Annotated in this window: 22 protein-coding genes and 3 tRNA genes; 6 read left to right on the top strand and 19 right to left on the bottom strand. The window is 60.9% G+C overall.

Annotated features, from left to right (window positions below; genetic code table 11):
• Positions 1-78: 78 nt before the first annotated feature.
• The 13 genes from lysS to tilS all read right to left on the bottom strand — a co-directional run bounded on the left by lysS (position 79) and on the right by tilS (position 12,615).
• Positions 79-1,590: a lysine--tRNA ligase gene (gene lysS, locus RI518_RS02895; protein WP_310689301.1), complete on the bottom strand. Its 1,512-nt coding sequence runs from the start codon at positions 1,588-1,590 to the stop codon at positions 79-81.
• A gap of 146 nt (positions 1,591-1,736) precedes the next feature.
• Positions 1,737-2,645, bottom strand: coding sequence for a pantoate--beta-alanine ligase (gene panC / locus RI518_RS02890; RefSeq protein ID WP_310689300.1), 909 nt, complete (start codon positions 2,643-2,645; stop codon positions 1,737-1,739).
• The gene (locus RI518_RS02885) at positions 2,642-3,481 is read right to left on the bottom strand and encodes an NAD(P)-binding domain-containing protein (protein WP_310689299.1); all 840 of its coding nucleotides are present in this window, start codon (positions 3,479-3,481) and stop codon (positions 2,642-2,644) included. Before RI518_RS02885 ends, panC begins: the two co-directional genes overlap by 4 nt.
• A 14-nt stretch (positions 3,482-3,495) precedes the next feature.
• Positions 3,496-5,211 (bottom strand): PH domain-containing protein, encoded by a 1,716-nt coding sequence (locus RI518_RS02880; RefSeq protein WP_310689298.1) that lies wholly within the window; start codon positions 5,209-5,211, stop codon positions 3,496-3,498.
• Complete coding sequence (locus RI518_RS02875; protein WP_310689297.1) at positions 5,208-5,720, bottom strand: PH domain-containing protein; 513 nt, start codon at positions 5,718-5,720, stop codon at positions 5,208-5,210. The genes RI518_RS02880 and RI518_RS02875 overlap by 4 nt, the downstream gene beginning before the upstream one ends.
• Positions 5,717-6,220: a DUF3180 domain-containing protein gene (locus RI518_RS02870; protein WP_310671947.1), complete on the bottom strand. Its 504-nt coding sequence runs from the start codon at positions 6,218-6,220 to the stop codon at positions 5,717-5,719. Before RI518_RS02870 ends, RI518_RS02875 begins: the two co-directional genes overlap by 4 nt.
• Complete coding sequence (gene folK, locus RI518_RS02865) at positions 6,217-6,837, bottom strand: 2-amino-4-hydroxy-6-hydroxymethyldihydropteridine diphosphokinase (RefSeq protein ID WP_310689296.1); 621 nt, start codon at positions 6,835-6,837, stop codon at positions 6,217-6,219. Before folK ends, RI518_RS02870 begins: the two co-directional genes overlap by 4 nt.
• The gene (gene folB, locus RI518_RS02860; protein ID WP_310671949.1) at positions 6,834-7,208 is read right to left on the bottom strand and encodes a dihydroneopterin aldolase; all 375 of its coding nucleotides are present in this window, start codon (positions 7,206-7,208) and stop codon (positions 6,834-6,836) included. Before folB ends, folK begins: the two co-directional genes overlap by 4 nt.
• Positions 7,208-8,020 (bottom strand): dihydropteroate synthase, encoded by an 813-nt coding sequence (gene folP / locus RI518_RS02855; protein WP_310689295.1) that lies wholly within the window; start codon positions 8,018-8,020, stop codon positions 7,208-7,210. The genes folB and folP overlap by 1 nt, the downstream gene beginning before the upstream one ends.
• Positions 8,021-8,031: 11 nt before the next feature.
• Positions 8,032-8,643, bottom strand: coding sequence for a GTP cyclohydrolase I FolE (gene folE / locus RI518_RS02850; RefSeq protein WP_310689294.1), 612 nt, complete (start codon positions 8,641-8,643; stop codon positions 8,032-8,034).
• Between the two features lie 69 nt (positions 8,644-8,712).
• A complete protein-coding gene (ftsH, locus tag RI518_RS02845; RefSeq protein WP_310689293.1) occupies positions 8,713-10,800 on the bottom strand; it encodes an ATP-dependent zinc metalloprotease FtsH in 2,088 nt (695 codons plus the stop codon).
• Between the two features lie 128 nt (positions 10,801-10,928).
• Positions 10,929-11,495, bottom strand: coding sequence for a hypoxanthine phosphoribosyltransferase (gene hpt / locus RI518_RS02840; RefSeq protein WP_310671955.1), 567 nt, complete (start codon positions 11,493-11,495; stop codon positions 10,929-10,931).
• Positions 11,496-11,550: 55 nt separating this feature from the next.
• Positions 11,551-12,615, bottom strand: a complete 1,065-nt coding sequence (tilS, locus tag RI518_RS02835; RefSeq protein WP_310689292.1) for a tRNA lysidine(34) synthetase TilS — start codon at positions 12,613-12,615, stop codon at positions 11,551-11,553.
• A gap of 51 nt (positions 12,616-12,666) precedes the next feature.
• Here tilS and ppa point away from each other — a divergent pair, with 51 nt between their 5' ends.
• Entirely contained in the window at positions 12,667-13,155 is a 489-nt protein-coding gene (gene ppa / locus RI518_RS02830; RefSeq protein ID WP_310689291.1) for an inorganic diphosphatase, read from the top strand.
• Between the two features lie 72 nt (positions 13,156-13,227).
• On the opposite strand, the gene RI518_RS02825 is transcribed toward ppa, so the two are convergent.
• Positions 13,228-14,379, bottom strand: a complete 1,152-nt coding sequence (locus tag RI518_RS02825) for a peptidoglycan DD-metalloendopeptidase family protein (protein WP_310689290.1) — start codon at positions 14,377-14,379, stop codon at positions 13,228-13,230.
• Positions 14,380-14,703: 324 nt separating this feature from the next.
• Between RI518_RS02825 and RI518_RS02820 the strand changes: the two genes are divergently transcribed.
• The 3 genes from RI518_RS02820 to RI518_RS02810 all read left to right on the top strand — a co-directional run bounded on the left by RI518_RS02820 (position 14,704) and on the right by RI518_RS02810 (position 15,000).
• Positions 14,704-14,776 (top strand) — tRNA-Glu (locus tag RI518_RS02820).
• A gap of 20 nt (positions 14,777-14,796) precedes the next feature.
• Positions 14,797-14,870, top strand: a tRNA-Asp gene (locus RI518_RS02815).
• Between the two features lie 57 nt (positions 14,871-14,927).
• Positions 14,928-15,000: transfer RNA gene (locus tag RI518_RS02810), tRNA-Phe, on the top strand.
• A 118-nt stretch (positions 15,001-15,118) separates the two neighbouring features.
• Here RI518_RS02810 and RI518_RS02805 read toward each other — a convergent pair.
• Entirely contained in the window at positions 15,119-15,442 is a 324-nt protein-coding gene (locus RI518_RS02805; protein ID WP_310671959.1) for a type II toxin-antitoxin system RelE/ParE family toxin, read from the bottom strand.
• Positions 15,439-15,723 carry a type II toxin-antitoxin system ParD family antitoxin gene (locus tag RI518_RS02800; protein WP_310671960.1) on the bottom strand — a complete coding sequence of 95 codons (285 nt, stop codon included), beginning with the start codon at positions 15,721-15,723 and terminating at the stop codon, positions 15,439-15,441. Before RI518_RS02800 ends, RI518_RS02805 begins: the two co-directional genes overlap by 4 nt.
• Before the next feature lie 290 nt (positions 15,724-16,013).
• Between RI518_RS02800 and RI518_RS02795 the strand changes: the two genes are divergently transcribed.
• Positions 16,014-16,631: a nucleotidyltransferase domain-containing protein gene (locus RI518_RS02795; RefSeq protein WP_310689289.1), complete on the top strand. Its 618-nt coding sequence runs from the start codon at positions 16,014-16,016 to the stop codon at positions 16,629-16,631.
• A 62-nt stretch (positions 16,632-16,693) separates the two neighbouring features.
• Here the strand turns inward: RI518_RS02795 and RI518_RS02790 are convergent, their stop codons facing one another.
• Both RI518_RS02790 and RI518_RS02785 read right to left on the bottom strand, forming a co-directional pair.
• Positions 16,694-18,106 carry an NAD(P)/FAD-dependent oxidoreductase gene (locus tag RI518_RS02790; RefSeq protein ID WP_310671962.1) on the bottom strand — a complete coding sequence of 471 codons (1,413 nt, stop codon included), beginning with the start codon at positions 18,104-18,106 and terminating at the stop codon, positions 16,694-16,696.
• Entirely contained in the window at positions 18,103-18,948 is an 846-nt protein-coding gene (locus RI518_RS02785; RefSeq protein WP_310671964.1) for a UbiA family prenyltransferase, read from the bottom strand. Before RI518_RS02785 ends, RI518_RS02790 begins: the two co-directional genes overlap by 4 nt.
• A 118-nt stretch (positions 18,949-19,066) precedes the next feature.
• Between RI518_RS02785 and RI518_RS02780 the strand changes: the two genes are divergently transcribed.
• The gene (locus tag RI518_RS02780; RefSeq protein WP_310689288.1) at positions 19,067-19,774 is read left to right on the top strand and encodes a response regulator transcription factor; all 708 of its coding nucleotides are present in this window, start codon (positions 19,067-19,069) and stop codon (positions 19,772-19,774) included.
• Positions 19,775-19,912: 138 nt separating this feature from the next.
• On the opposite strand, the gene RI518_RS02775 is transcribed toward RI518_RS02780, so the two are convergent.
• Complete coding sequence (locus tag RI518_RS02775) at positions 19,913-20,716, bottom strand: SDR family oxidoreductase (protein WP_310689287.1); 804 nt, start codon at positions 20,714-20,716, stop codon at positions 19,913-19,915.
• Positions 20,717-20,735 lie beyond the last annotated feature (19 nt).

The raw sequence follows: 20,735 nt of genomic DNA, 5'->3' as shown, positions 1-20,735 counted from the left end.
GCCGATCGCGACGAACGCCAGGCCTACGCAGACATTGAACAACAGGAGCGCGCCAAGCGAGGGCTTGGCGCCGAGGACCTACTTGACCAGGGGAAAGAGGATGGTCTCGCGGATGCCAAGCCCCGTGAGGGCCATTAGTAGTCGGTCGATTCCCATCCCCATGCCGCCACTGGGCGGCATGCCGTGCTCAAGAGCACGGAGGAAATCTTCGTCGACACTCATGGCTTCATGATCACCCTGTGCTCCAAGCTGTGCTTGGAGCACAAAACGCTCCCTTTGAATGACCGGGTCGACCAGTTCTGAATAGCCGGTGGCGAGCTCGAAGCCTCTGACATAGAGGTCCCACTTTTCGACAACACCGTCAATGTCCCGGTGATCACGCACCAGGGGCGAGGTGTCGACGGGGAAGTCCATCACAAAGGTGGGTGCGACGAGGTCTGGCTTCACAAAGTGTTCCCACAGCTCTTCGACCAGTTTCCCGTGGGTGGGTAGTGCCACCTCAAGCTCCAACGAGTCCGCCATTTTCTGCAGTGTTGCGGTGTCGGTGCGTGAGGTGATTTCTTCGCCGGCTTTTTCTGACAGCGAGTCATAGAGCGACAGCCTGTCCCACTGACCACCGAGGTCATACTCTGTTCCGTCGGCCCATGTCACAACATGGCCGCCAGCGACCGCGCTGGCGGCATTTTGAACCAGTTCTTGGGTGAGGTCGGCCATGGTGTTGTAGTTGCCATAGGCCTGGTAGGCCTCCAGCATGGAAAACTCTGGACTGTGGGTGGAGTCGGCGCCTTCGTTTCGAAAGTTGCGGTTAATTTCGAAGACCCGCTCGATACCGCCCACGACGGCGCGCTTGAGAAACAATTCCGGCGCGATCCGCATGAACAGTTCGGTATCAAAAGCGTTCGAGTGGGTGACAAAGGGTCGGGCTGTTGCCCCACCGTGCAGGGTTTGGAGCATCGGTGTTTCGACTTCTAAGTAGTCGTGCTCGGCGAAGGTGTCACGAAGTGAGCGCATCACCGATGCCCTTGTCCGCACCGTGTCTCTAGCCTGCTGGCGGACAATGAGGTCCAGGTAGCGCTGTCTGACCCGGGTTTCTTCGTTTAAGTCACTGTGCAGGTTCGGTAGCGGCAACAGTGCTTTCGCGGCAATCTGCCAATTGGATACCCAGATGGAGAGCTCGCCGCGTTTTGACGTGACCACTTCTCCGGAGACAAAAAGATGATCGCCAAGGTCGACCCAGTCGCGGAGCTGGCCAAAGGACTCTTCGCCCACTTCACCAAACGACACCATCGCCTGCAGTGATGTTCCCGCACCATCTTGCAGGGCGACAAACGCGAGCTTGCCGGTGAGTCGGACGTGCATCACGCGACCGGCTACCCCCACATGTTCATCGGTCTTCGCTTCGGCCTCTAAATGGCCGAAGCGCTCCCGCACCTCCCCGATTGTGGCCGTAATCGGCAGTTCAACCGGATACGCCTCCACACCGGAGTCGAGCATGCTCGCTCGCTTGGCCATCCGCACCGCCTGCTGTTCGACGACGTCCTCTGGGGACTCGTCGGCCGCGGGATCGGGACCGGTGGGCTGTTGTTGCATCTGCTGTCTCAATTTCGCTTGGGTGGGGCTTTAGGCTCGCACCGGGTTCCCGAGGGAACGGGTGCGAGCAGTTTGGGGGTTCGCTGTCGCTTTCACACGTGAGCGCGACGGCCACAAAGCTGCGCTGTGGCGCACGGGACCCTAGCCTACTGAGGCCCGTCCGCTGCTGCAGTGCGGAGCACGGTGTCACTATCCAGCCACACGTTATCCAGTAGTCGGGTGGTGCCCACCCGAATCGCTCCCACCACGACCATCTCGCCGGTGGGCTGCTCCTCCCAGGGGGTAAACGTGTCACTGGAGACCGCTTCGAGGTAGTCCAGTTCAATCCCGGGTGCCACCAGCAGAGTGTGACGCGCCTGCTCGATTCGCTCCAGTGGATCAGTGGGGTTTCCTGTGGCAGTTGGTCGTGAGTGGTGTGCAGAGTTCTCGATTGCCTGAAGCTCTCGGTGCAAAATCAGGGCGTCTGCCCGGTTTTCCGGGGTGAGATAGACATTTCGTGAGCTCAGCGCCAAACCGTCATCGTCGCGGACTATTCCTCCGCGGATGATGCGTATCGAGCGCTGCTCTTTGGCGACCATCTGTTCGATGGCGATGAGTTGTTGGGCGTCTTTTGTGCCAAAGACCGCCACATCGCAGGCCACCAGGTCGAACAACCGGGCCACGACGGTGAGGACACCGTCGAAATGGCCCGGTCGGTGGTGTCCCTCCAAGACATCCCCCAGTGGCCCCGCACTCACCGTGGCGGTGTGTTCCGGGCCATCGGGGTAAATATCGGACAGGCCCGGGATGAACACCTGGTCGACTCCCACGGTAGCGAGCGCTTCGAGGTCTGATTCACGTGTGCGGGGGTAGGCCTCGAAGTCTTCTCCCGGCCCAAATTGCAGCGGGTTGACAAAAATACTCACCACGACGCGGTCGGCTGCCGCCCGCGCTTTTTCGATCAGAGATAGGTGCCCGCGGTGTAGTGAGCCCATGGTGGGGACAAAACCAATCGTCTCCCCCACATCGTGAACGCCGGCAGACCATGCCTGCATGTCCTGGGAGCGGGTGATCACGCTGGGTCCTCGGGGTCGCGGGGTAGTTGGGTGGGCCGCTCGGGAGGCCACGTTGTCGTTTGCTCCGTGCTGGGGCCATTGGAGTTGGGGCCTGGGGGTTCTACCCCGAGTCCCTCCATGTCGAGAAGTTCAGAGGCGCTGAACCCGTCTGGGTGCTCTGCGGTGTGTTGCTCTGTGGCGTGCTGCCTGATGATGCCGTCGATCGTGGCGTGGAGGAGGCTTTGTAGTGCCTGTGGGGCAAAGTCGACACCGGCATCCAGGAGGGGTGTGAGCGCCTCCTGGACGAACTGATGGGTCTGGCCTGTTGCGAGCGCCACACTGTCGTTGAAAGCCGCTTCACCCTCCGGGGTGATGACGAGTGCTTCCATCCCCATTTCGAGGGCGAGTGCTTGACCAATGGGGGCAACCGGTCCGTGTGCGACGACGCCACACCACGCACCTCTCAGGCGCCTAATATCCAGCGAATGGCCCGTCAGTGGCAAGAGCGGCACGAGGCGCACCGTGATGGCCCCCTGGGCCATCACGGGTGCCAGTGTGGCGAGGGACTCTCCGGTGGAGGTTTGACAGACAATTTGGCCCGGTTGGCACAGGCCCTTCTGCTCAATGTCGTCAACGACGTGGGCAAGTGCCTCCCCGTCGCTTGCGAGGATCACCATTTCACTGCGGCGAATAATGTCGTCCACGTCCATGACGGGCACTCCGGGCAGGAGTGCCTCGACATGGTCGGCCCGATCTTCTGGTGGGACACTCCTGCCGACAAGGGCGTGGCCGGCGCCGGCGAGGGCTTGAGCCATCACCGCACCGGCGGGTGAGTCGCCGACTAAACCAATCCCCATCCTCGCCTGAGCATTCACGACGGGGCACCTGAGCGTTGTGGGGCCCTCGTGGAGTGTGGCGCAGGGTCGTGCGGGGGACTTTGGTAACCGGTACTGGTTTCGCGGTTGTGTTCTATTGCCCGCACAACCCGGCCAGAAAGTATTTCTAAAAACGGCCTCGCGTCGTGTTTTTCAAACCCCACCATGCGGGTGATGCCGGGTCCTGGAACGATATTGCACTCCAGCCCGTCGAGGCCGGTCAGGGCGTGCCAGGGGCCTCGAAAGCGCGCAGCGCTTTGAATGCGTCGAAGCGGCACAATTCCCAACTTTCGCACCAGTACTCCGGTGCGAAGCCACAGGGCACCGTCGATAATGCCGATGCTGTGGATGGGGAAGGACAAAATCAGGCGCAGGCGTGCAAACCTGCCGGGCCGAATGATGACGTCGTCCCTCCGTCCGGCATCGGCATCGGCATCGGCATCGGCATCGGCATCGGCATTGTGAGTGTCGGCGAGGGGACCGGTCGCAGCCGCAGCCGCCTCGATGGCGGCGAGGCCGTGATCTCCGAGGGCTTCTTCGACAAACAGCTTCGCGACGGTGCGGACGTGGTCGAGGTGTCCGACCGGCAGGACCATTTGGTGCGAGGGGCCTTGGTTGGTTTGGGACTGGCCCGGGGTAATCGCGCGGTGTATTTCTACCCGCCACCAGCCAAAGAATCGCCACGGCCACGGTTGGGAGATGTGAAGGGCGTGGACTTTATCGGGGGGAATACTGGCCGAGGTGGTGGAGAGTAACCCGTAGCTGACTCGAACAGAGTCCCCCACGGTTTCTAAGCGGAATTGGCTGGCTCGTGTCCACCCTCTGGCAATGGCGACCACATACACCAGTGCGGCGGGAAATGCCCCGATCCACCACTCGAGGTCACCGGTGATCACAAACCCCCCGATGATGACTACGAACGTCAACACAAAGAAAAAGGTTTCTAAGCTCACCACCAAAGACCCCAGAAGCCGCCCGAGGGGCACTTCGACGTGGCGGGTGACTTCTGGTTCAGCCCCGGGAGTGCTGCCCGTCTGGCCAGGCAGCGGTTCGTGGTGGGCGGTGTTGTCGTCTTCCGACTTGTGTACGGAGCCATATGCGGACCCATATTCGGAGCTGTTCGCCTCTGCGGCGCTCGTGCCGTGGGTGTGCTCGGATTGGACGACAATGCGGCGAAGCTCTGTGGCCACCGGGTAGGCGAGGTAGGAGAGGCTCACATTGGCATCGGAGCCGGCTGCTTGAAATTCCAGTTTCGAGACGCCCAGCAGCCTGGGGATGAGTGGTCGCCAGATAGCGACACTGTTGATTCGATCCCGGCGTGCGCGGCGGTGGGTGCGAAAGAGCACACCGTCTCGCACTTCGATGACTTCGTCATCGATGCGCACCGTGTGCATAAACCAGGTGAGCCACAGCCAGCCAGCGCCCAACGCGGCCACCAGCAGAATCAGTCCCGTACCCACCAGGAGTGAGCCGCCGAAGGGAAGCGGCGGCAATTCCCCGATGTCGGTGTCGGGAATTTCTTGGTAGACGAGGTAACTGGAGAAGGCCGTGAGGGCCTGGTCCCACACCGTGGCGAGAAAGACACCGGCGATCGCGGCGACGGCTAAACCACCGCGCAATACCGGGGTGAGCGGGTGTAGTCGATGCCAGTCCCCGTCGGCGTAGGTCTGGGCGCGTCTGGTGGGGGCCGGACCACTGGCCACCTCGCTCACAGTCCCGCTCGCCTCGATTCGGCGAGCGCGACTAGTTCATCGCGCAGCGCTTCAGAATCGGCCATCACGATTCCTGGAATCGTGACGCCGGAGCTGGCCGCTGCGGTGACCAGTCGAATTTCGGCCAAACCCAGCAGGCGTGAGAGCGGACCACGGTTGATGTCCACCAGTTGCAACCGGCCGTAGGGGACGGCGACTTGGCGTTGAAAGATGACCCCGCGGCGAAAGACAAAGTCGTCGTCTCGAAGCCAGTAGCGCATCGCGCGGACTCGAAAGGGAATCAGGATGAAGTTCACCACGGCAATGGTGACCACCAGGGCGAGTGCGATCCAGGTCACCACACTGGGCAAGACGTTGGGGCTTAACAGGGGAAGCAGCGTGACGCCTGCAAGCAGTGTGAAGACAAACCCGAGGGTGACGTATTCGTCGACCATGTGTTTGGGCGAAATTCCCCGCCAGGTCACTTCCGTCGATTCCCCCTCCGCCACAGCAGTGTCGGCTTTACTCATGCGAGTTCTCCTTCCACCGCAGAATTGTCGTCGTCACTGGGGGGTATCTGACACCAGCGCTCGGCAAGCAGACTACCGACCACGAGGAGCACTCCGCCGAGTCCGGTCACAGCGGCGACGATGACCGAGTCCCAGACGACCACCATGCGTCCGAGGAAAAACACGGCCACACCCACCCCCACACCGGTCAGTAGTGCGCCGGTGAGCGATCCGGCTTTCGCGAGAAGTAACACCCTCATGGCGTAAAAGGGGTTGACCGCTGGCCTCCTCCCCGAGTGGTCGCGCTGCCGGGTCTGTTGATCGCTGTCGTGGGTGGCCTGGCGGATCGGCCAGGCCAGTGCGGGGAGGAGGCCACCGATCAGAATCAGTGTCACTGCGAGGCTAATCGGTGGGGTGAACACGGGTTCACCCATTCGCACCAACGCCATTTCGGCGACAAACATCACCGCCGCCCCGGCGGTGAATAACACCGCGAGGATGCCGGGGCGGGTGGGACTCACGCCCGCCCCTCGGGGTCACCACTGTCTGTGTGGGGTGCCTCCTGGCCCTCTAGTTGCCTCAGGAGCTCTGCGAGTGGACCGTGGCCTGGCAGGGTCGCCTCCTGGTCGATTTCACTCCAGGGGGCGAGCACGAACTGCCGCTCGTGTGCCCGGGGGTGTGGCAGGGTGAGCCGGTCTGAGTGGTAGACCTCGTCGTCGTAGTTGATCAGGTCCAAATCGAGGGTGCGGTTGGCAAAAAGGGTGCCGTCTCGGGTGCGCCCGTGCTGGGATTCGATGCCGAGCAAAATCTCGAGCAGTGCTTCTGGTTGCCAGGCCGTCTCGATCAGGATCACCTGGTTCACATACCCCGGTTCTGTGTCGTCATAACCGGATGCAGTCAGTGCCACGGTGTGGTGGAGGGTCGACTCCGCCGTGACACGAACGCCTTCTGTGGCCCTCAGGTCAGCTCGCGCCTGAAAAAGCGTTTCTTCGCGGTCACCCAGGTTGCTCCCCAGTGCCACCACGGCCCGGTGCCAGCGCTCTCGATCATCGCCCGGGGCGTTGGCCTGGGTGCTGGCCTGGGTGCTGGACTGGCTGCTGCCTTGGGCGAAGTGTTCGGAGGGACCCTCGTGTCTCATGGTGTCGATTCTGGTCGATTTCTCGTCACGGTGATTGCAATGTCTTCCACCTGTTGTGACACCGGGGCGCCTGGTTTGTGCACGGTGACGGTGGCGGCCATCGCCTGGCGAAATTGCCACACCGTCTCCAGCACCCGAGACGCGAGGGTTTCAATCAAATCCACGGGCTCGCCGGTCACTACCGCTTCGATGGCATCGAGGAGTTCTGCGTAGTTCAGGGTGTGTGCCACATCGTCACTGCCGGCGGCGCCGGCAGTGTGTAATTCGATATCCACGTCGATGATGAAGCGCTGACCGTCTCGTTTTTCGTGGTCGAACACCCCGTGGTATCCCCACAGTTCAAGACCGGTCACCACCATCCGATCGGCCACTACTGTCCTCCTCGTTGCACGCGCTGCCAGACCTCAAGGGCTTCGCGGTGTGGGCGTGGTTCGTGAACCCGCAGCGCGGTAACCCCCCTGCCGGCCAGGGCGACACTAAGCGCCACCGAGACTCCGTCTCGCTCTGTGGCACTGTGTCCCTCCGGCAGGAGTGCCCCGAGGAATCGCTTTCTCGATGCTCCGACGAGCACCCCGTGTCCCATCTGGGCGATGACCTCGATTGCGTGCAGAAGCTCCCAGTTGTGTGAGGCGTCTTTGGCAAAACCAATACCGGGATCCAGCGTGATCCGCTCGGGGTCAATCCCTGCCTCGACCGCTTTATCCCGCTGGGTGCCGAGCTCGGCTGTGACGTCGGTGACGACGTCGCCGTAGTGGGCGAGGGAGTCCATCTGGTCGCTGTGGCCACGCCAGTGCATCAGCACGTAGTCGACACCGGCTGTAGCCACCCGGTGACACATGTCCGGATCGGCCTGACCACCCGAGACGTCGTTGATAATGGCGGCACCGCAGTCGACCATGCGCATTGCCGCCTCAGCGCGCATCGTGTCGACACTGACCCGGATGCCCTCCAGAACCAGGCCCCGCACGACGGGTTCCAGCCGGGCGATTTCTGTTTCCTGGTCGATTCTCGTGGCACCGGGCCTGGTGGACTCGGCACCCACGTCGATCACGCTGGCGCCCTCCTCTGCCATCTGCACACCCCGGGCAATGGCCGCGCCCGCATCGAGGTATAGACCGCCGTCACTAAACGAATCGGGGGTGACGTTTAACACCCCCCACAGCGCTGGGACCTGAACACTCACGACTGTGACCCCTAGTCGCTCTCGTGCTGGGGTGTCGACACTGCACCGGCTTGGGGGGTAGCGCCCATCGACACGAGGGCCTCTCGCCGTGCGGCGGGGTCACTCAGAGACCCCGCACTCGCCACGGTGATCGTTTCTGATTCGGCCAGTTTGGGACCGCGGTGTTGGACACAGCCGTGCTCGCCGCGTATGACCACGACCGACCCGGCGGCGACTCCGGATTGCACCAGAGCGTCGGCGACCATGTCGCCTAAGCGCTCTTGCATTTGCGGTCTAGACGCCACGATGTCGACCAGGTCAGCCAGTATTCCCAGGCCCACAAGTGTGTCCGCGGGTTGGTAGCCCACATCCGCTACGCCTCGAAAAGGCAGCAGGTGGTGTTCACAAATGGAGCTAAAGGCAATGCCTCGCAGGGCGACAAAGTCGCCCACCTGGTCTTTGGCTTCCGCGAGCGGGCTCGCGTCTTGGAGTAGGGCCACCGGGTCGACTCCCACACCGCGGTAGAGCTCCTGGAAGAGCTCACTCACTCGCTCCGGGGTGCCCTGGAGGCCAGGGCGCCCCAGGTCTTCCCCAACCGCTTCTAAAAGGTCATTGACTGCACGCTGTAGCTTCTTGTCATCCACGACAACACCCACCTGCCGCGCTCGGGGTGTGGGGCACCAGGGCAGCGTGCTGGCCGTGTGTGGCTACCATCAGCCACCCTGTGGGGTGTCGGAACCGGAGCTGTCTTTTTCTGCCGAGGGGGCTGTCGAGGGAGACGCCTTGCTGGTGGAGGCTTTTGTCGTGGAAGCCTTAGTGGAAGCCTTCGTGGAGGCCCGCTTGGTGGTCGTTTTCTTCGCCGCGGCGGTGGGCTTTTGTGCGGGTTTTTCCGGAACACTCACCGGGGGTTTTGTCGACTGCGGGCGGCCCTGGTAGGAGCGCCAGAGTGGCCGCTTCGTCAGTTGCTTCACGCCCTGGAAAATCTCGGCCAACTGGAGGTGATTGAGTGTTTCTTTTTCCAGCAGTTCCGTGGCGAGGCGGTCCAGCACACTGCGGTTATCGCTTAAGACTTTCCAGGCTTCTTTGTGGGCGTTGTCGATCAGCTGGCGTACTTCGTGGTCGACCCGCTCGGCCACCGCGTCGGAGTAGTCCCTCTGGTGTCCCATGTCGCGACCCAGGAAGACTTCACCGCTTGCCTGACCCAGTTTCACCGCCCCCACGTCACTGCTCATCCCGAATTCGGTGACCATACGCCTGGCAATACTGGTCGCCTTATCGATGTCGTTGGACGCACCCGTGGTGGGGTCGCGAAAGACGATTTCTTCGGCAACACGGCCACCCATGGCGTAGGTCAACTGATCGAGCAGTTCGTTTCTCGTCACCGAGTATTTGTCGTCGAGGGGAACCACCATGGTGTAACCGAGGGCGCGGCCTCTCGGCAAAATGGTGACCTTCGTCACCGGGTCGGTGTGTCGCATGGCGGCTGCAGCGAGGGCGTGGCCGCCCTCGTGATACGCGGTGATCAGTTTTTCTTGATCGGACATCATGCGGCTTCGCCGCTGCGGTCCCGCCATCACCCGGTCGACTGCCTCATCGAGAATTTCGTTCGTCAGTTTGTTTTTTGCCCCCCTGGCGGTGAGCAGTGCGGCTTCGTTTAAGACATTGGCGAGGTCGGCTCCGGTGAACCCGGGGGTTTTTCTGGCCAACACGTCGAGGTCCACGTTTTTCGCCATCGGTTTTCCTTTGGCGTGGACATTCAAAATCGCCGCACGGCCTTTCATATCCGGTGCGTCGACCTGGATTTGGCGGTCAAACCGGCCTGGGCGCAAAAGTGCCGGGTCCAAAATGTCGGGCCGGTTTGTCGCCGCAATCATGATGACGTTCAGTTTGGGATCAAACCCGTCCATTTCGACCAGCAACTGGTTGAGGGTTTGTTCCCGCTCATCGTGTCCGCCACCCATACCGGCGCCGCGGTGTCGACCGACGGCGTCAATTTCGTCGACGAAAATGATCGCCGGAGCGTTTTCTTTTGCCTGGTTGAACAGGTCGCGCACACGACTGGCACCCACACCGACAAACATTTCGACAAAGTCGGAGCCGGAGATCGAGTAGAAGGGCACGTTGGCTTCACCGGCTACTGCCCGGGCGAGAAGTGTTTTACCGGTTCCCGGCGGGCCATAGAGCAGGACGCCTTTGGGGATTTTCGCCCCCACTTTGGTAAACCGCTCCGAGTCTTTGAGGAAGTCTTTAATTTCATCGAGTTCTTCGATGGCCTCTGTGGCCCCCGCGACGTCTTCGAAATTGACGGTGGGGGTTTCTTTGGTGACCAGTTTGGCTTTCGATTTGCCAAACTGCATCACCCGGGAGCCACCGCCCTGCATCGAGCTCAGCAGGAACCAGAAAATCAACCCGATGATCAAAAACGGCAACATCAGCCCCAGGAAACTCAGGAACCAGTTTCCCTGGGGGACTTCGTCGGTAAACGAATCCACCTGGGAGTTGTTCACCGCGGTGACGACTTCGTCACCGCGGGGGGCGACGTAGTAAAACTGCACCAGGGTGCCCTGGTTGTCATAAGAGTTTTTCAACTCCAGGTCGACACGCTGTTCGATGTCGATGATGGTGGCCTCTTCGACGCGGTTGTCTTGGAGTAGCCCGAGGCCCTCTTGGGTGGAAATGCTTCGGTAACCACCGAGGTTCAGAAGCGACAGTCCCACCACCACAACTAATACTCCGGCGGCGATGTAGGGGATGGGGCCGCGCACGAGCGACTTCCAGGAAAACTCTTTCTTTGTGGCCATTGGCCGGATGCCTCACTTCACACGATGGGGGGCTGGTGACACCAACGCTTAAGAGTATCGCTCAGGGGTGTTGGATGCCGGTGAGCGTTCGCCGGAGGCTAAGTACCCCCCGCCACCCTCCTGCGTCTTCACTCGGGCGGCTGGCCCCCATAGACCGCGGGGGTGAGCACCGCGACCGAGGTGAGGCTTCGGTAGCGGTTGGCGTAGTCCAAGCCGTAGCCGACCACAAACTTGTTGGGAATATCAAAGCCCACGTAATCCAGTGGCACGTCGACCGTCATCGCCTCTGGTTTGCGAAGAAGGGTCATGACCCGCAGTGACTGTGCCCCGCGGGAGCGGAAGTTTTCTAACAACCAGGAGAGGGTCAGCCCCGAGTCGACAATGTCTTCGACAATCAGGACGTGTCGACCCTCCATTGCGGTGTCCAGGTCTTTCAAGATTTTCACCACACCGCTTGATTTGTGGTCGTTTCCGTAACTGGACACGGCCATCCAATCCATTTCGACCGGCAGTCGAAGCTCACGGGACAAATCGGCCATCACCATCACCGCACCACGGAGCACCCCCACCAACAGCGGGGTTTCACCCTCCAGGTCTGCTTCGACCTCCCGAGCAATTTCGGCGATCCGCGTCGAAATCTGCTCCGGGGTGAGCAGGATTTCTTCCAAATCGCCCTGAACGTCAGCGGTGTCCATTAACAGAGTCCATTAACAGTGTCCATCGGTGTGCTCTTCCCTGTGGTGGCGGGCCTTACTGCGCGGAAAACCTCAGCTCATCCCCGTTCCTCACAACTCTACCGCCGGGAATATCGACCGGGCCCTGCCCCCTCCAGTGGGTGACCAGGCGCATCAAGGCTTCGGTGTGGGTGTGGCTGAGGTGGGAGCCAAGGGTCTGCTTCGCCACCACGCGCAGCACCCGGGACATTACCGCCGGCGGTTGTGTCTGCCACAGCCCCACCGGAACGATTCCTGCGCCGGCCTGGTCTCCCAACGATTCGTAGACGTCGTTCGCCATCTGATCTAATACTTCGCCGTCTTGTCGCACCAATTCCGCAGTGCGCACCAGTGCATCGGCCACACCGGGCCCCAACTGTTTTTCCAACACCGGCATCACGCGGTGTCTAATCCGTGGTCTGACAAAACGATCCTCACTGTTGTGGGGGTCGGACCACCAGGACAGCCCCGCATCGACACACACCTGTTCGGTTGTCGCCCGGGAGAGTCCCAAGAACGGTCGCCACCACAGTCCAGATACCTTCTGCATCCCAGCGATGCTCTGAGGCCCAGATCCACGGGTCAGACCAAGAAGAACGGTTTCTGCTTGATCGTCTTTGGTGTGGCCAAGTAACACGGCAGTGGCCTGGCGTTTCTCTGCCACAGCAGCCAACGCCTCGTAGCGGGCATCGCGGGCACGCGATTCGATATTTCCCCGCGGGGTGTCTCCTGAATCGGAGTTGTCGACATCCACAGTGTCCCCGGCGATATCCACCCGCACGATCTGGGCGTCAACGCCCATGGTCTTGAGGGTGTCTTGTGCTGTGAGGGCGACGTCAGCGGAGTCGGGTTGTAGCTGGTGGTCGATGATGACCGCTTCTACGCGGTGTCCGGCTTTGGCAAAGACAAACGATGCGGCGTAGGCGAGTGCCAGGGAATCGGCACCACCGCTCACGGCAATAAGAAACAGAGAACCCGGGGCAATGCCGCCCGGACGGGCGGCATGTTCTGCTTCTAGGCAGTCGCTGATGGCCCGCCTGGCATCGGCCATCGGCGGGGTGAGCCGGGGGCGCCGGCCGGCTTCTTGGGGCTCTTCTGCCACCCGGTAAGGTTACTTGACACGTTTTTGCGAGCGCCCCCAAGGAGTACAGCCATGGCCGATTACCCCGCCGTTATTGAAATCCCCCGCGGATCACGCAACAAATATGAAGTAGACCACGAAACCGGTCGAGTGTTTCTCGACCGCGTGCTCTACACGTCATTTGTCTACCCCGCCGACTACGGCTTTATCGAACACACTCTGGCCGATGACGGCGACCCGGTCGATGTCCTCGTGATGACCGAATACCCGGTCTTTCCCGGTGTGGGAATCAAAGTGCGCCCGGTGGCGGTATTCAACATGACCGACGACGGTGGTGTGGACGCCAAAGTGCTCTGTGTGCCCTCCGGGGATCCCCGCTGGGATTACATCCAAGACATTGACGATGTCCCCGAGTACACGAAGAAAGAAATCGAGCACTTTTTCGAACACTACAAAGACCTCGAACCCGGTAAGTGGGTCAAAACCGAGGCGTGGAGCGACAAAGCTGAAGCGGAAAAGATCATCGAAGAGTCGGTGAAGGCTTACCACGACGCCAAGTAACCCCTACCGGGGTTATCGGTATTCACGAAGTAACGGTGTTAGGCCGGGCTCTGTCTTGGTGCCGTAACGGTATTAACCGAGCCGCACGCCTCGGTCACCCATGAAGTAGTACGGGTCGACCGGGTCCCAGTCGCGCCTGGTTTCAAAGTGCAGGTGGCAACCGGTGGACCCACCGGTGGTGCCCACCCGGGCGATCAGTTGCCCGGTTTGTACCCGCTCGCCGAAGTTCACATACATTGAACCCGACTGCAGGTGCATATAGCCGGTGGTGACCCCGTCGCCGTGGTTGAGACGAATGAAGTTTCCGCCGGTACCCAACCATCCGGCATACGACACGGTGCCTTCCCTCGCCGCATAGACCGGTTGCCCACAGGGGTGGGCGAGGTCGATTCCGGCGTGGAAGCGGGTGGTGCCGTAGATGGGGTGGATGCGGTTTCCGTAGTGGCTGGAAATGTACCCACCGGTGGGGCGTGCCCAGCCGGAAGCAGAGATTTGTCCGGGGTCGATCATTCCCCGCACTTCGGAAAGCTGTCTGGCGATCACACCGGCCTGGTAGTCCTCTTCGGTGGCTTCTCGTTCTTCGACCAGCACGGCGAGTTGTGCCTCGAGGGTGGCGGAGGCTTCTAATTGCTCATCCAGCGCTTCGGCGGCGCGCAGCGCGGCGTCGTTAGCCGCATCGAAGGTGGCTTCTGCTTCGACTTGGAGTTCTTCTCGAATCTCGGAGGCCACTTCGGCCTGGTCGGTTAACGACTGGGCGGTGTTTTGGTCGGCCAGCGCTTTGGCGTAGATACCGTCGGTCTGTTCCGCAATTTTGGAGGCGTAACCGAGTCGGCGCAGGAGGCCGTCTGCCTCATCGGCGTTGACAAAAATGGTGGCCTGGAGGTCACCGCCGCCCGCGCGGGCCAGTTCGGCGACGAACTGGCCGGCTTGCATGCGGGATTCTTCGGCGGTGTCTGAGGCAGCGTCTGCTTCGGCCTGGAGTTGTTCTTGGGTGTAGATGGCGTCGTCGAGGTCTTGTTGGGCTTCGACGAAAATTTGGCCAAGCCTCGCCGCTTCTTCTTCAGCCGCCTGGTATTCGGTGGCGAGTTCATCGATCAGGCCCTGCAACTCTTCGATCTTCTCTTGAGTTTTTTCTTCGTCTTCTCGCGCCTCGAGGACGTCCTGCCAGGAGGGGTACTCCTTGGCGAAGGCCTGTTCGTGCCAGACCACAGTGACACTCAGCACCAAGGCCGCCACGACCGATGTGATAACCGGCAGGCTAATGACATGCTCACGAAGGCTTCGCACGAAATATCACGATAGTCACACCACCCACAGCTACTCCGCAGTGAAGGGGGTGTGGCGCGGGGTTCGCACCCCGCGCACAGCTGCTTATCCGGCCTGCTGGCACACTCGCCAAGTAACGCACTCGCGTGGGGGGACAGAGCCCACGCGGGTATTTTTACATGAGGCACCGGGCCGGCCACGCGGGCAATATACGTGAGGCACGGCGCCTGTTTGCATTCCCATCCCCGTCGACCTACACTCATAGAGCGCTGAAACCAGCTCGGCCCCATCGTTTAGCGGCCTAGGACGCCGCCCTTTCACGGCGGTAGCACGGGTTCGAATCCCGTTGGGGTCACGTATAATTTAATATCGCAAGGCCCTGTGGCGCAGTTGGTTAGCGTGCCGCCCTGTCACGGCGGAGGTCGCGGGTTCAAGTCCCGTCAGGGTCGCGAACTAAAGAGCCCCCCAGCGGGGCTCTTTAGTTAGGGCATGTAGTTGGTGTCCTTGGCTCTGTAGCTCAGTTGGTAGAGCGTTCGACTGAAAATCGAAAGGTCACCGGATCGATGCCGGTCGGAGCCACTTCATACTTTCTCTTAGGCGCCTGCTTCCCTCCACGAGTAACCAGACGCAGTTTCGGGCATGCTTTCGCCAGCGACAAGTCCCGCAAATACAGAGCGATCCTGGCTTGATCCGAGTTCTAGGAACCGCCATCCGGAAGTGTGTTTTTGATGAGGCCTTCGTGATCCCGACCGCCGTAATAGACGCCATAAATCTCGACCTCCCGCTCACTGATGATGAACGCGATCATTACCCGTCGCCTGAAACCCAAGGTCCTCATTTCAGGGTAAAGATCGTCTCGCGCGATGCCCCGATGAGGAAAAGTACTCAAGCTGTCGCAAAAGTCATAGACCGATAGCACGAAGCGTTCCGCTGCTTCGGATGAACTCTGATTCGCGACCCAAAGGAAGATATCGGTCAGTTGCTGCTGAGCTTCAGGAGAGTAGGTGACCCGATACGTCACGAGCCATTTTCATCGTCGTATTTGGCTCTCAGACCTGAAAGGTAGGCACGCATGTCTTCGGCACTTATTGCCCGAGATGGGTCGGCACGCATCGCCTCCACGGAGTTCACCACCTCGGTCCGCAGCCACCGCTCGACAGCCTCTTCCTGTGAGAACAGCGCACGGAGTCCGTCGCGAATCACTTCGCTTTCGCTTGCATAGGCGCCAGAGGCGACCCGCTCCTTCAACGCCTCAGCCATGTTGTTGGGGAGCGTGATGCTGAGCTGCTTCGTGGTGCGCATAATCGACCCTCTCGTTGAGTATGACTCAATCCTACTATTCGTTCTCAATGCAGACCCCCTCCGAGTAGGTACGAAGAAGTAGAACACGTGTTTTGGCCGAGGCGTCGGGATTATCAACACGGCCGTAAACACTAGATCGGGAGCGGTCGTGATCACCGGTTCATCCACTTGTCGGTGGTGGGACTTACTGTCCCCGCATGGCCATCCCCAACACACTCCGCCCAAGCCCTCTGAGAACTCATCGCTTAACCAACTATTTTTGGTTGATACCAAGTATTATTGGTAGCGTCATGATTCTCAAAAAACCGTTTCTCAGTGTGACCCCGAGCCTCGACGGGGACGTCTTAGTTCGGGTGGCACGGGCCACCGACTGGCTATCGGTCCCTCAGATTCACGCTCTTCTGCCCGAGCGCTCCGACGAGGGCATTCGCAATACCCTCAGTCGCTTAGTCCAGTACGGCTTACTCCTCGAAAAGGTTTTCGGCAGATCGCGGGTGTTTTCGCTCAATCGTGACCATCTCCTCGCATCGGCAGTTGTGGACATTGCCGAGGCACAAGAACGCTTCCTTGATCGACTTGGCGAGCGTTGCGCCTCATGGGATAGCCCTCCGGTTTTTGCTGCGCTCTTTGGCTCAGCAGCCAGGGGCGAAATGACCGCAGAAAGCGACATTGATCTCTTCATCGTTCAGCCACATAACACCGACGACGACACCTTCTCCGAACAGATTGATGGGCTATGCGCCGAAGCGTCCCGCTGGACGGGAAACGACGTGCAGGCGCTGGTAATCCCCGAGAAGTCCCTGATTGGAGCGAAAGAATTCGAACCGGTCCTCTCGGACATCGAGCGTGAGGGGTTGTTCTTTATCGGCGACAGGGATACCTTTTCCCCGTTCATTGAGCGCCAATGACCTCAACAGAACCGACAGCACTGAACTCGCCCGTCCACGAGCCAACCGACAGACGGTCCTCTTTAGCTGTAGTGGGCAACCATTCGGTTGCCGGCAATCAGTGATCCGCCCAGCACCGCGGGGATTCCACCTCCGGGGTGGACACTCGCCCCAACCCGCCACAACCAGCGGTGTCGAAGAGAATGGTAGCCGGGGCTGTGGAAGGGACCCGATTGCCACCAGGGGCGTCCCGCCCCATACAGTGCCCCGCCGACCGCGCCAAAGCTTTCGAAATATTCGGGGTGCAAGATCGTGTAGTCCTCGACCAGGTCGGACCATTTGGCATCGATGCCCATCACATCGAGCGAGCGCTGCAGTTCGCTCGACACCCAGTCATCACCCACTCCCGCACTCTCACCATTCGCCGGGGCGGTCAGCAGGAATGCTGCGGTGGCTTTGTCGTTCGGATAAATGTGGCCGGTCTTGTAGTAGTTGACAAAAGCCATCGTTTGCTCCGGGATGCGCCGATTGAGCACACTGTCGAAGAGTTCATCGGGTTCGTCCGGCAGCACCACCGAATGCGTGACGGTGTCGGCTGGTAAGTGTTCGCTCAGTGTCGCAAACACGGCGACTCCCGAGCAGGAGAGATTCTGGGGGTCTGGCCGGGGGTGTCCCATCAGTCGCTCGAGCACTCCCGCATCCAGGGAACTCACCACAAAATCTGCGTCGTAGTGGCCGTGCTCTGTCGTGACCGACTTCTTCGACACAGCGGTTGCCCCTTCAGAGAGCTTGAACTGTGCTCCTGCGGCCTCGGCGAGGCGGTGTAAGGAGTTGGCGATCTCCCAGACACCTCCGGTGGGGACAAAGACCCCCTCATCGGCCATCACAGCGGGCATGGTGGCATACAGGGCGAGAGTCTGTTCGGGGGATACCCCCGCGTTGAGCGTGTGAATAGCGATAATGTCGCGCAGTTCCTGGGGAAGGTCGGGGCGGTGGTCCAGGTAGGCCTGTGTGCTCAAGTGCCTGCCGTAGGAGGACACCAGTTTTCCCGCCGGTGCCATGACCCCGGCACTGAGCGGGTCAGTCGTCAGCAGGTCGGTGATGACCGGTCCCAGTGTGGCGTGTTCGTCTTGAAATGCCGACCACGCCTCTGCCCACGGGTGATCGGCGGCGACAGGAATATCGGTGACGTGGCCGCGGTAGAAGTAGCGACCCACTTCCGGCAGTCGCTCTAAGTGCAAGTCGGCGATTTCCCGGGCGGGAAGCCCCGGACCCAGCGAGTCGTAGCGGTCAAAGAAACGCTCAAGTACTTGGGGGAAGGTCACCAGGGAGGGTCCGGTGTCGATGCGCTGTCCCGCCACGCTGATTCGACGGGACTTACCGCCCACCCAGTCGTTTTTTTCGACGACGGTGACGTCGAATCCTGCTTTGGCGAGGAGGGCGCTGGTGGCGAGACCGCCGAGTCCAGCTCCGAGGACAACGACGCGACGGCTCATGCTGGGTAGCTTCCCACAACGAGGCCGACAACCAGCTGGAATCCGGCCACAGCACCCGCAACGTAGGGGAAAGCCACAGAAAAGCGGTAAATATCGCGCGCTTTGGGTGTGGTCGGCTCGCGCCACAGGGCGATGACCAACCAACCGGCAATGAGCGCGTTGACCACGGCCACTGGCCAGTTCACCAGGGCAAAAAACACCGTGGAGATGGTCCAGAAGACTGCCGACCACGCCAGGGCGCCTTTGGTCCCAAAGGCGACCGCAGTGGTTCTAATACCCGCGTCGGCGTCTTCATCGATGTCTTGGATGGCGTCGTAGACGTGTTTGGCCATACTCCAGGCCATCAGGCCAATAGCGGCCGCCCAGACGGGCTGCTCACCGAGCGCGAAGGGGACAAAAACAAGCGGATAGGCATAGTCGGTATTGGAAATCGAATCCCACACCGGCCGTCCTTTGAACCGAAGCGGTGTGGACGAGTACTGCCAGAAAGAAAACGCGTAGGCGAGCATCCACGCCCACGCCGGCCACGGCAGCGTGACCACGAAGTAGACGAGGAAGGGGATGTTCGTGACCACCACGCCCCAGGCGATGGATCGCACTTCACCGTCGACAATCTTTGCCCCGCCGTAACCTCCTTTGCGGGCGTTGGGGTCATCGGTGTCCCGGTCAAAAATGTCGTTGATGCCGTAAATCAGGAGGTTGAAGGGGAAGGTGACCCAGATGAGGATGGGCAAAATGTCCCACGTCCAGAGGTATCCCGATAACCACATCGCGATGATGGTGGTTCCAATCGTGTTGACCCAGAGGACGGGTCGAGAAATTTCCACGAGGCGGCGCAACACCCCCTCACTCTAGCCCCCTGTCCTGAAGCCCTATTCCGGTTATGAATCGGACTATTTTTGGTTTTTCACCCCCTCAGCACTAACTAAAGTGACTATAGTTGTGGTAGGGAGGCGTGGAGTGACCGAACAAGTAAGCAGACTCATCGAGGGCGTTGTGGCTCCGGTCCGTCGCGTGCTCGTCTTCGAGCCCCAACCCCTGCTTCGAGACCTCCTCGTGGGCACCTTGACCCACGAAGGCTTCGACGCGCGGGGAGCGACTGACCCAGAAGACGCCTGGAACGCCTTCCTCCGCCACGACCCAGACGCCGTTCTTCTCGAATACAACATCCAGTCGTGCGAAAGCGGAGCAACATTTGCCGAGGCACTCTTGGACCACTCCCCGGGGATCGGTCTGGTCTTCCTGACCGACGTGAGACACCCCCGCATCATCGACGCCGACAACCCGGGTCTACCCGGCGGCGCAGCCTTTTTACACAAGTCCTCACTCTCAGGAAGCGACGAAGTGGTCTCCGCCCTCGACCACGTCCTTCGCGGCCACGGGGATGTCCCCCGGCACGACCGCGAATACGCCGCCGAGTGGGACGACCTCTCCAGCCAACAAATCGACGTGTTACGCCTCATCGCCAAAGGCCACTCCAATAAAGAAATTGCTCTCCTTCGAGGCACCCAGGTGCGCTCAGTGGAAACACTGATCGGACGCACCTTCGATCAGCTGAACATCAACTTCACGGGGGGCGAAGGAAACCGCCGGGTACTCGCGGCCAGGCACTTCCTCCTCGCCGCCTCGCCGCAGCCGGAGCGGGTAGGCCTCGCCCACTCGGCCTAAAGCCTCTCCGCATATCGGCACTGGACACATCCGCGCTGCGCTCATTCGCTCTGAGCCCACCCGCGCCGGGCACACCCACTCTCGGCACCTCCGCGCCCACCTGCGCTGGCGGCCTCACTGCCTGTGACGGGATTGTTGTTAGTTGACGGTGGGCTTAGTCCGAAGCGGTCCGCGATGGGTTTTGTGCTGTGCGGATTGGGCCACCGGTTTCACCGTCACCAGGTCCAGGTTCACGTGTGGGGGAAGCTCCAGTGCGGAGGCAATCGTCAGGGCCACGTCCTCGGCAAGAAGCGGCCGGTCCACATCGGCATAGACCGACTCTGAGCGCGACGCGTCCCCGCGGAAGCGCTTCAGGGCAAATTCGTCGGTCTTGACCATGCCCGGGGCAATGTCGATTACCCGAATCGGCTCACCGCTTAGCTCCAAGCGGAGTACCTGCATCATCGCGTGGGCGGCATATTTTGCCGCGTTGTAGCCTCCGCCGCCCTCGTAGGGGGTAAATCCCGCTGTCGAGGTAACCGTCACAATGTCGGCACCACCGCTGCGGTCAGCGGCCCGGCGCAACATGGGCAGAAAGGTCGAAATCATTCGCTTGGTGGCCAAGACGTTGACTTCATACATCCAGCGCCAGTCGTCGATTGATCCGTCTTCGACGGATTCCATCCCCACGGCACCACCGGCGTTATTGATCAACACATCTATGCCACCGCCCTGTTCCACCCACGAGGCGAGTGCCGACACGTCATCGTCGACGGTGATGTCACAGGCGTAGGAGTCGATCTGTGGGTGGTCGGCCAGCGCGTCGAGTTTGTCTTTTCGCCGTGCCACCGCCACGACCTGCCACCCGCGATCGGCCAACACCGTGGCGGTCGCCGCCCCAATACCGGAGCTCGCTCCGGTGATCAGTACGCGTTTGGTGGTCTGGTCGTGCGGTGTGGTCACGGCGTCGACCCGGGCGTTC

The sequence above is a fragment of the Pontimonas sp. genome (assembly GCF_031581085.1).
Classification (GTDB): domain Bacteria; phylum Actinomycetota; class Actinomycetes; order Actinomycetales; family Microbacteriaceae; genus Pontimonas.
The sequence above is the reverse complement of the archived record's forward strand: the minus strand, read 5'-3'. Positions and strand labels throughout refer to the sequence as shown.

Bases quoted from the DNA above. Each gene is read 5' to 3' on its own strand.
- RI518_RS02885 (WP_310689299.1), bottom strand. From the start codon at position 3,481: ATGGGGATTGGTTTAGTCGGCGACTCACCCGCCGGTGCGGTGATGGCT.
- RI518_RS02795 (WP_310689289.1), top strand. From the start codon at position 16,014: ATGATTCTCAAAAAACCGTTTCTCAGTGTGACCCCGAGCCTCGACGGG.
- hpt (WP_310671955.1), bottom strand. From the start codon at position 11,495: ATGGACACCGCTGACGTTCAGGGCGATTTGGAAGAAATCCTGCTCACC.
- RI518_RS02800 (WP_310671960.1), bottom strand. From the start codon at position 15,723: ATGCGCACCACGAAGCAGCTCAGCATCACGCTCCCCAACAACATGGCT.
- RI518_RS02790 (WP_310671962.1), bottom strand. From the start codon at position 18,106: ATGAGCCGTCGCGTCGTTGTCCTCGGAGCTGGACTCGGCGGTCTCGCC.
- lysS (WP_310689301.1), bottom strand. From the start codon at position 1,590: ATGCAACAACAGCCCACCGGTCCCGATCCCGCGGCCGACGAGTCCCCA.
- ppa (WP_310689291.1), top strand. From the start codon at position 12,667: ATGGCCGATTACCCCGCCGTTATTGAAATCCCCCGCGGATCACGCAAC.
- RI518_RS02875 (WP_310689297.1), bottom strand. From the start codon at position 5,720: ATGAGTAAAGCCGACACTGCTGTGGCGGAGGGGGAATCGACGGAAGTG.
- folK (WP_310689296.1), bottom strand. From the start codon at position 6,837: ATGAGACACGAGGGTCCCTCCGAACACTTCGCCCAAGGCAGCAGCCAG.
- ftsH (WP_310689293.1), bottom strand. From the start codon at position 10,800: ATGGCCACAAAGAAAGAGTTTTCCTGGAAGTCGCTCGTGCGCGGCCCC.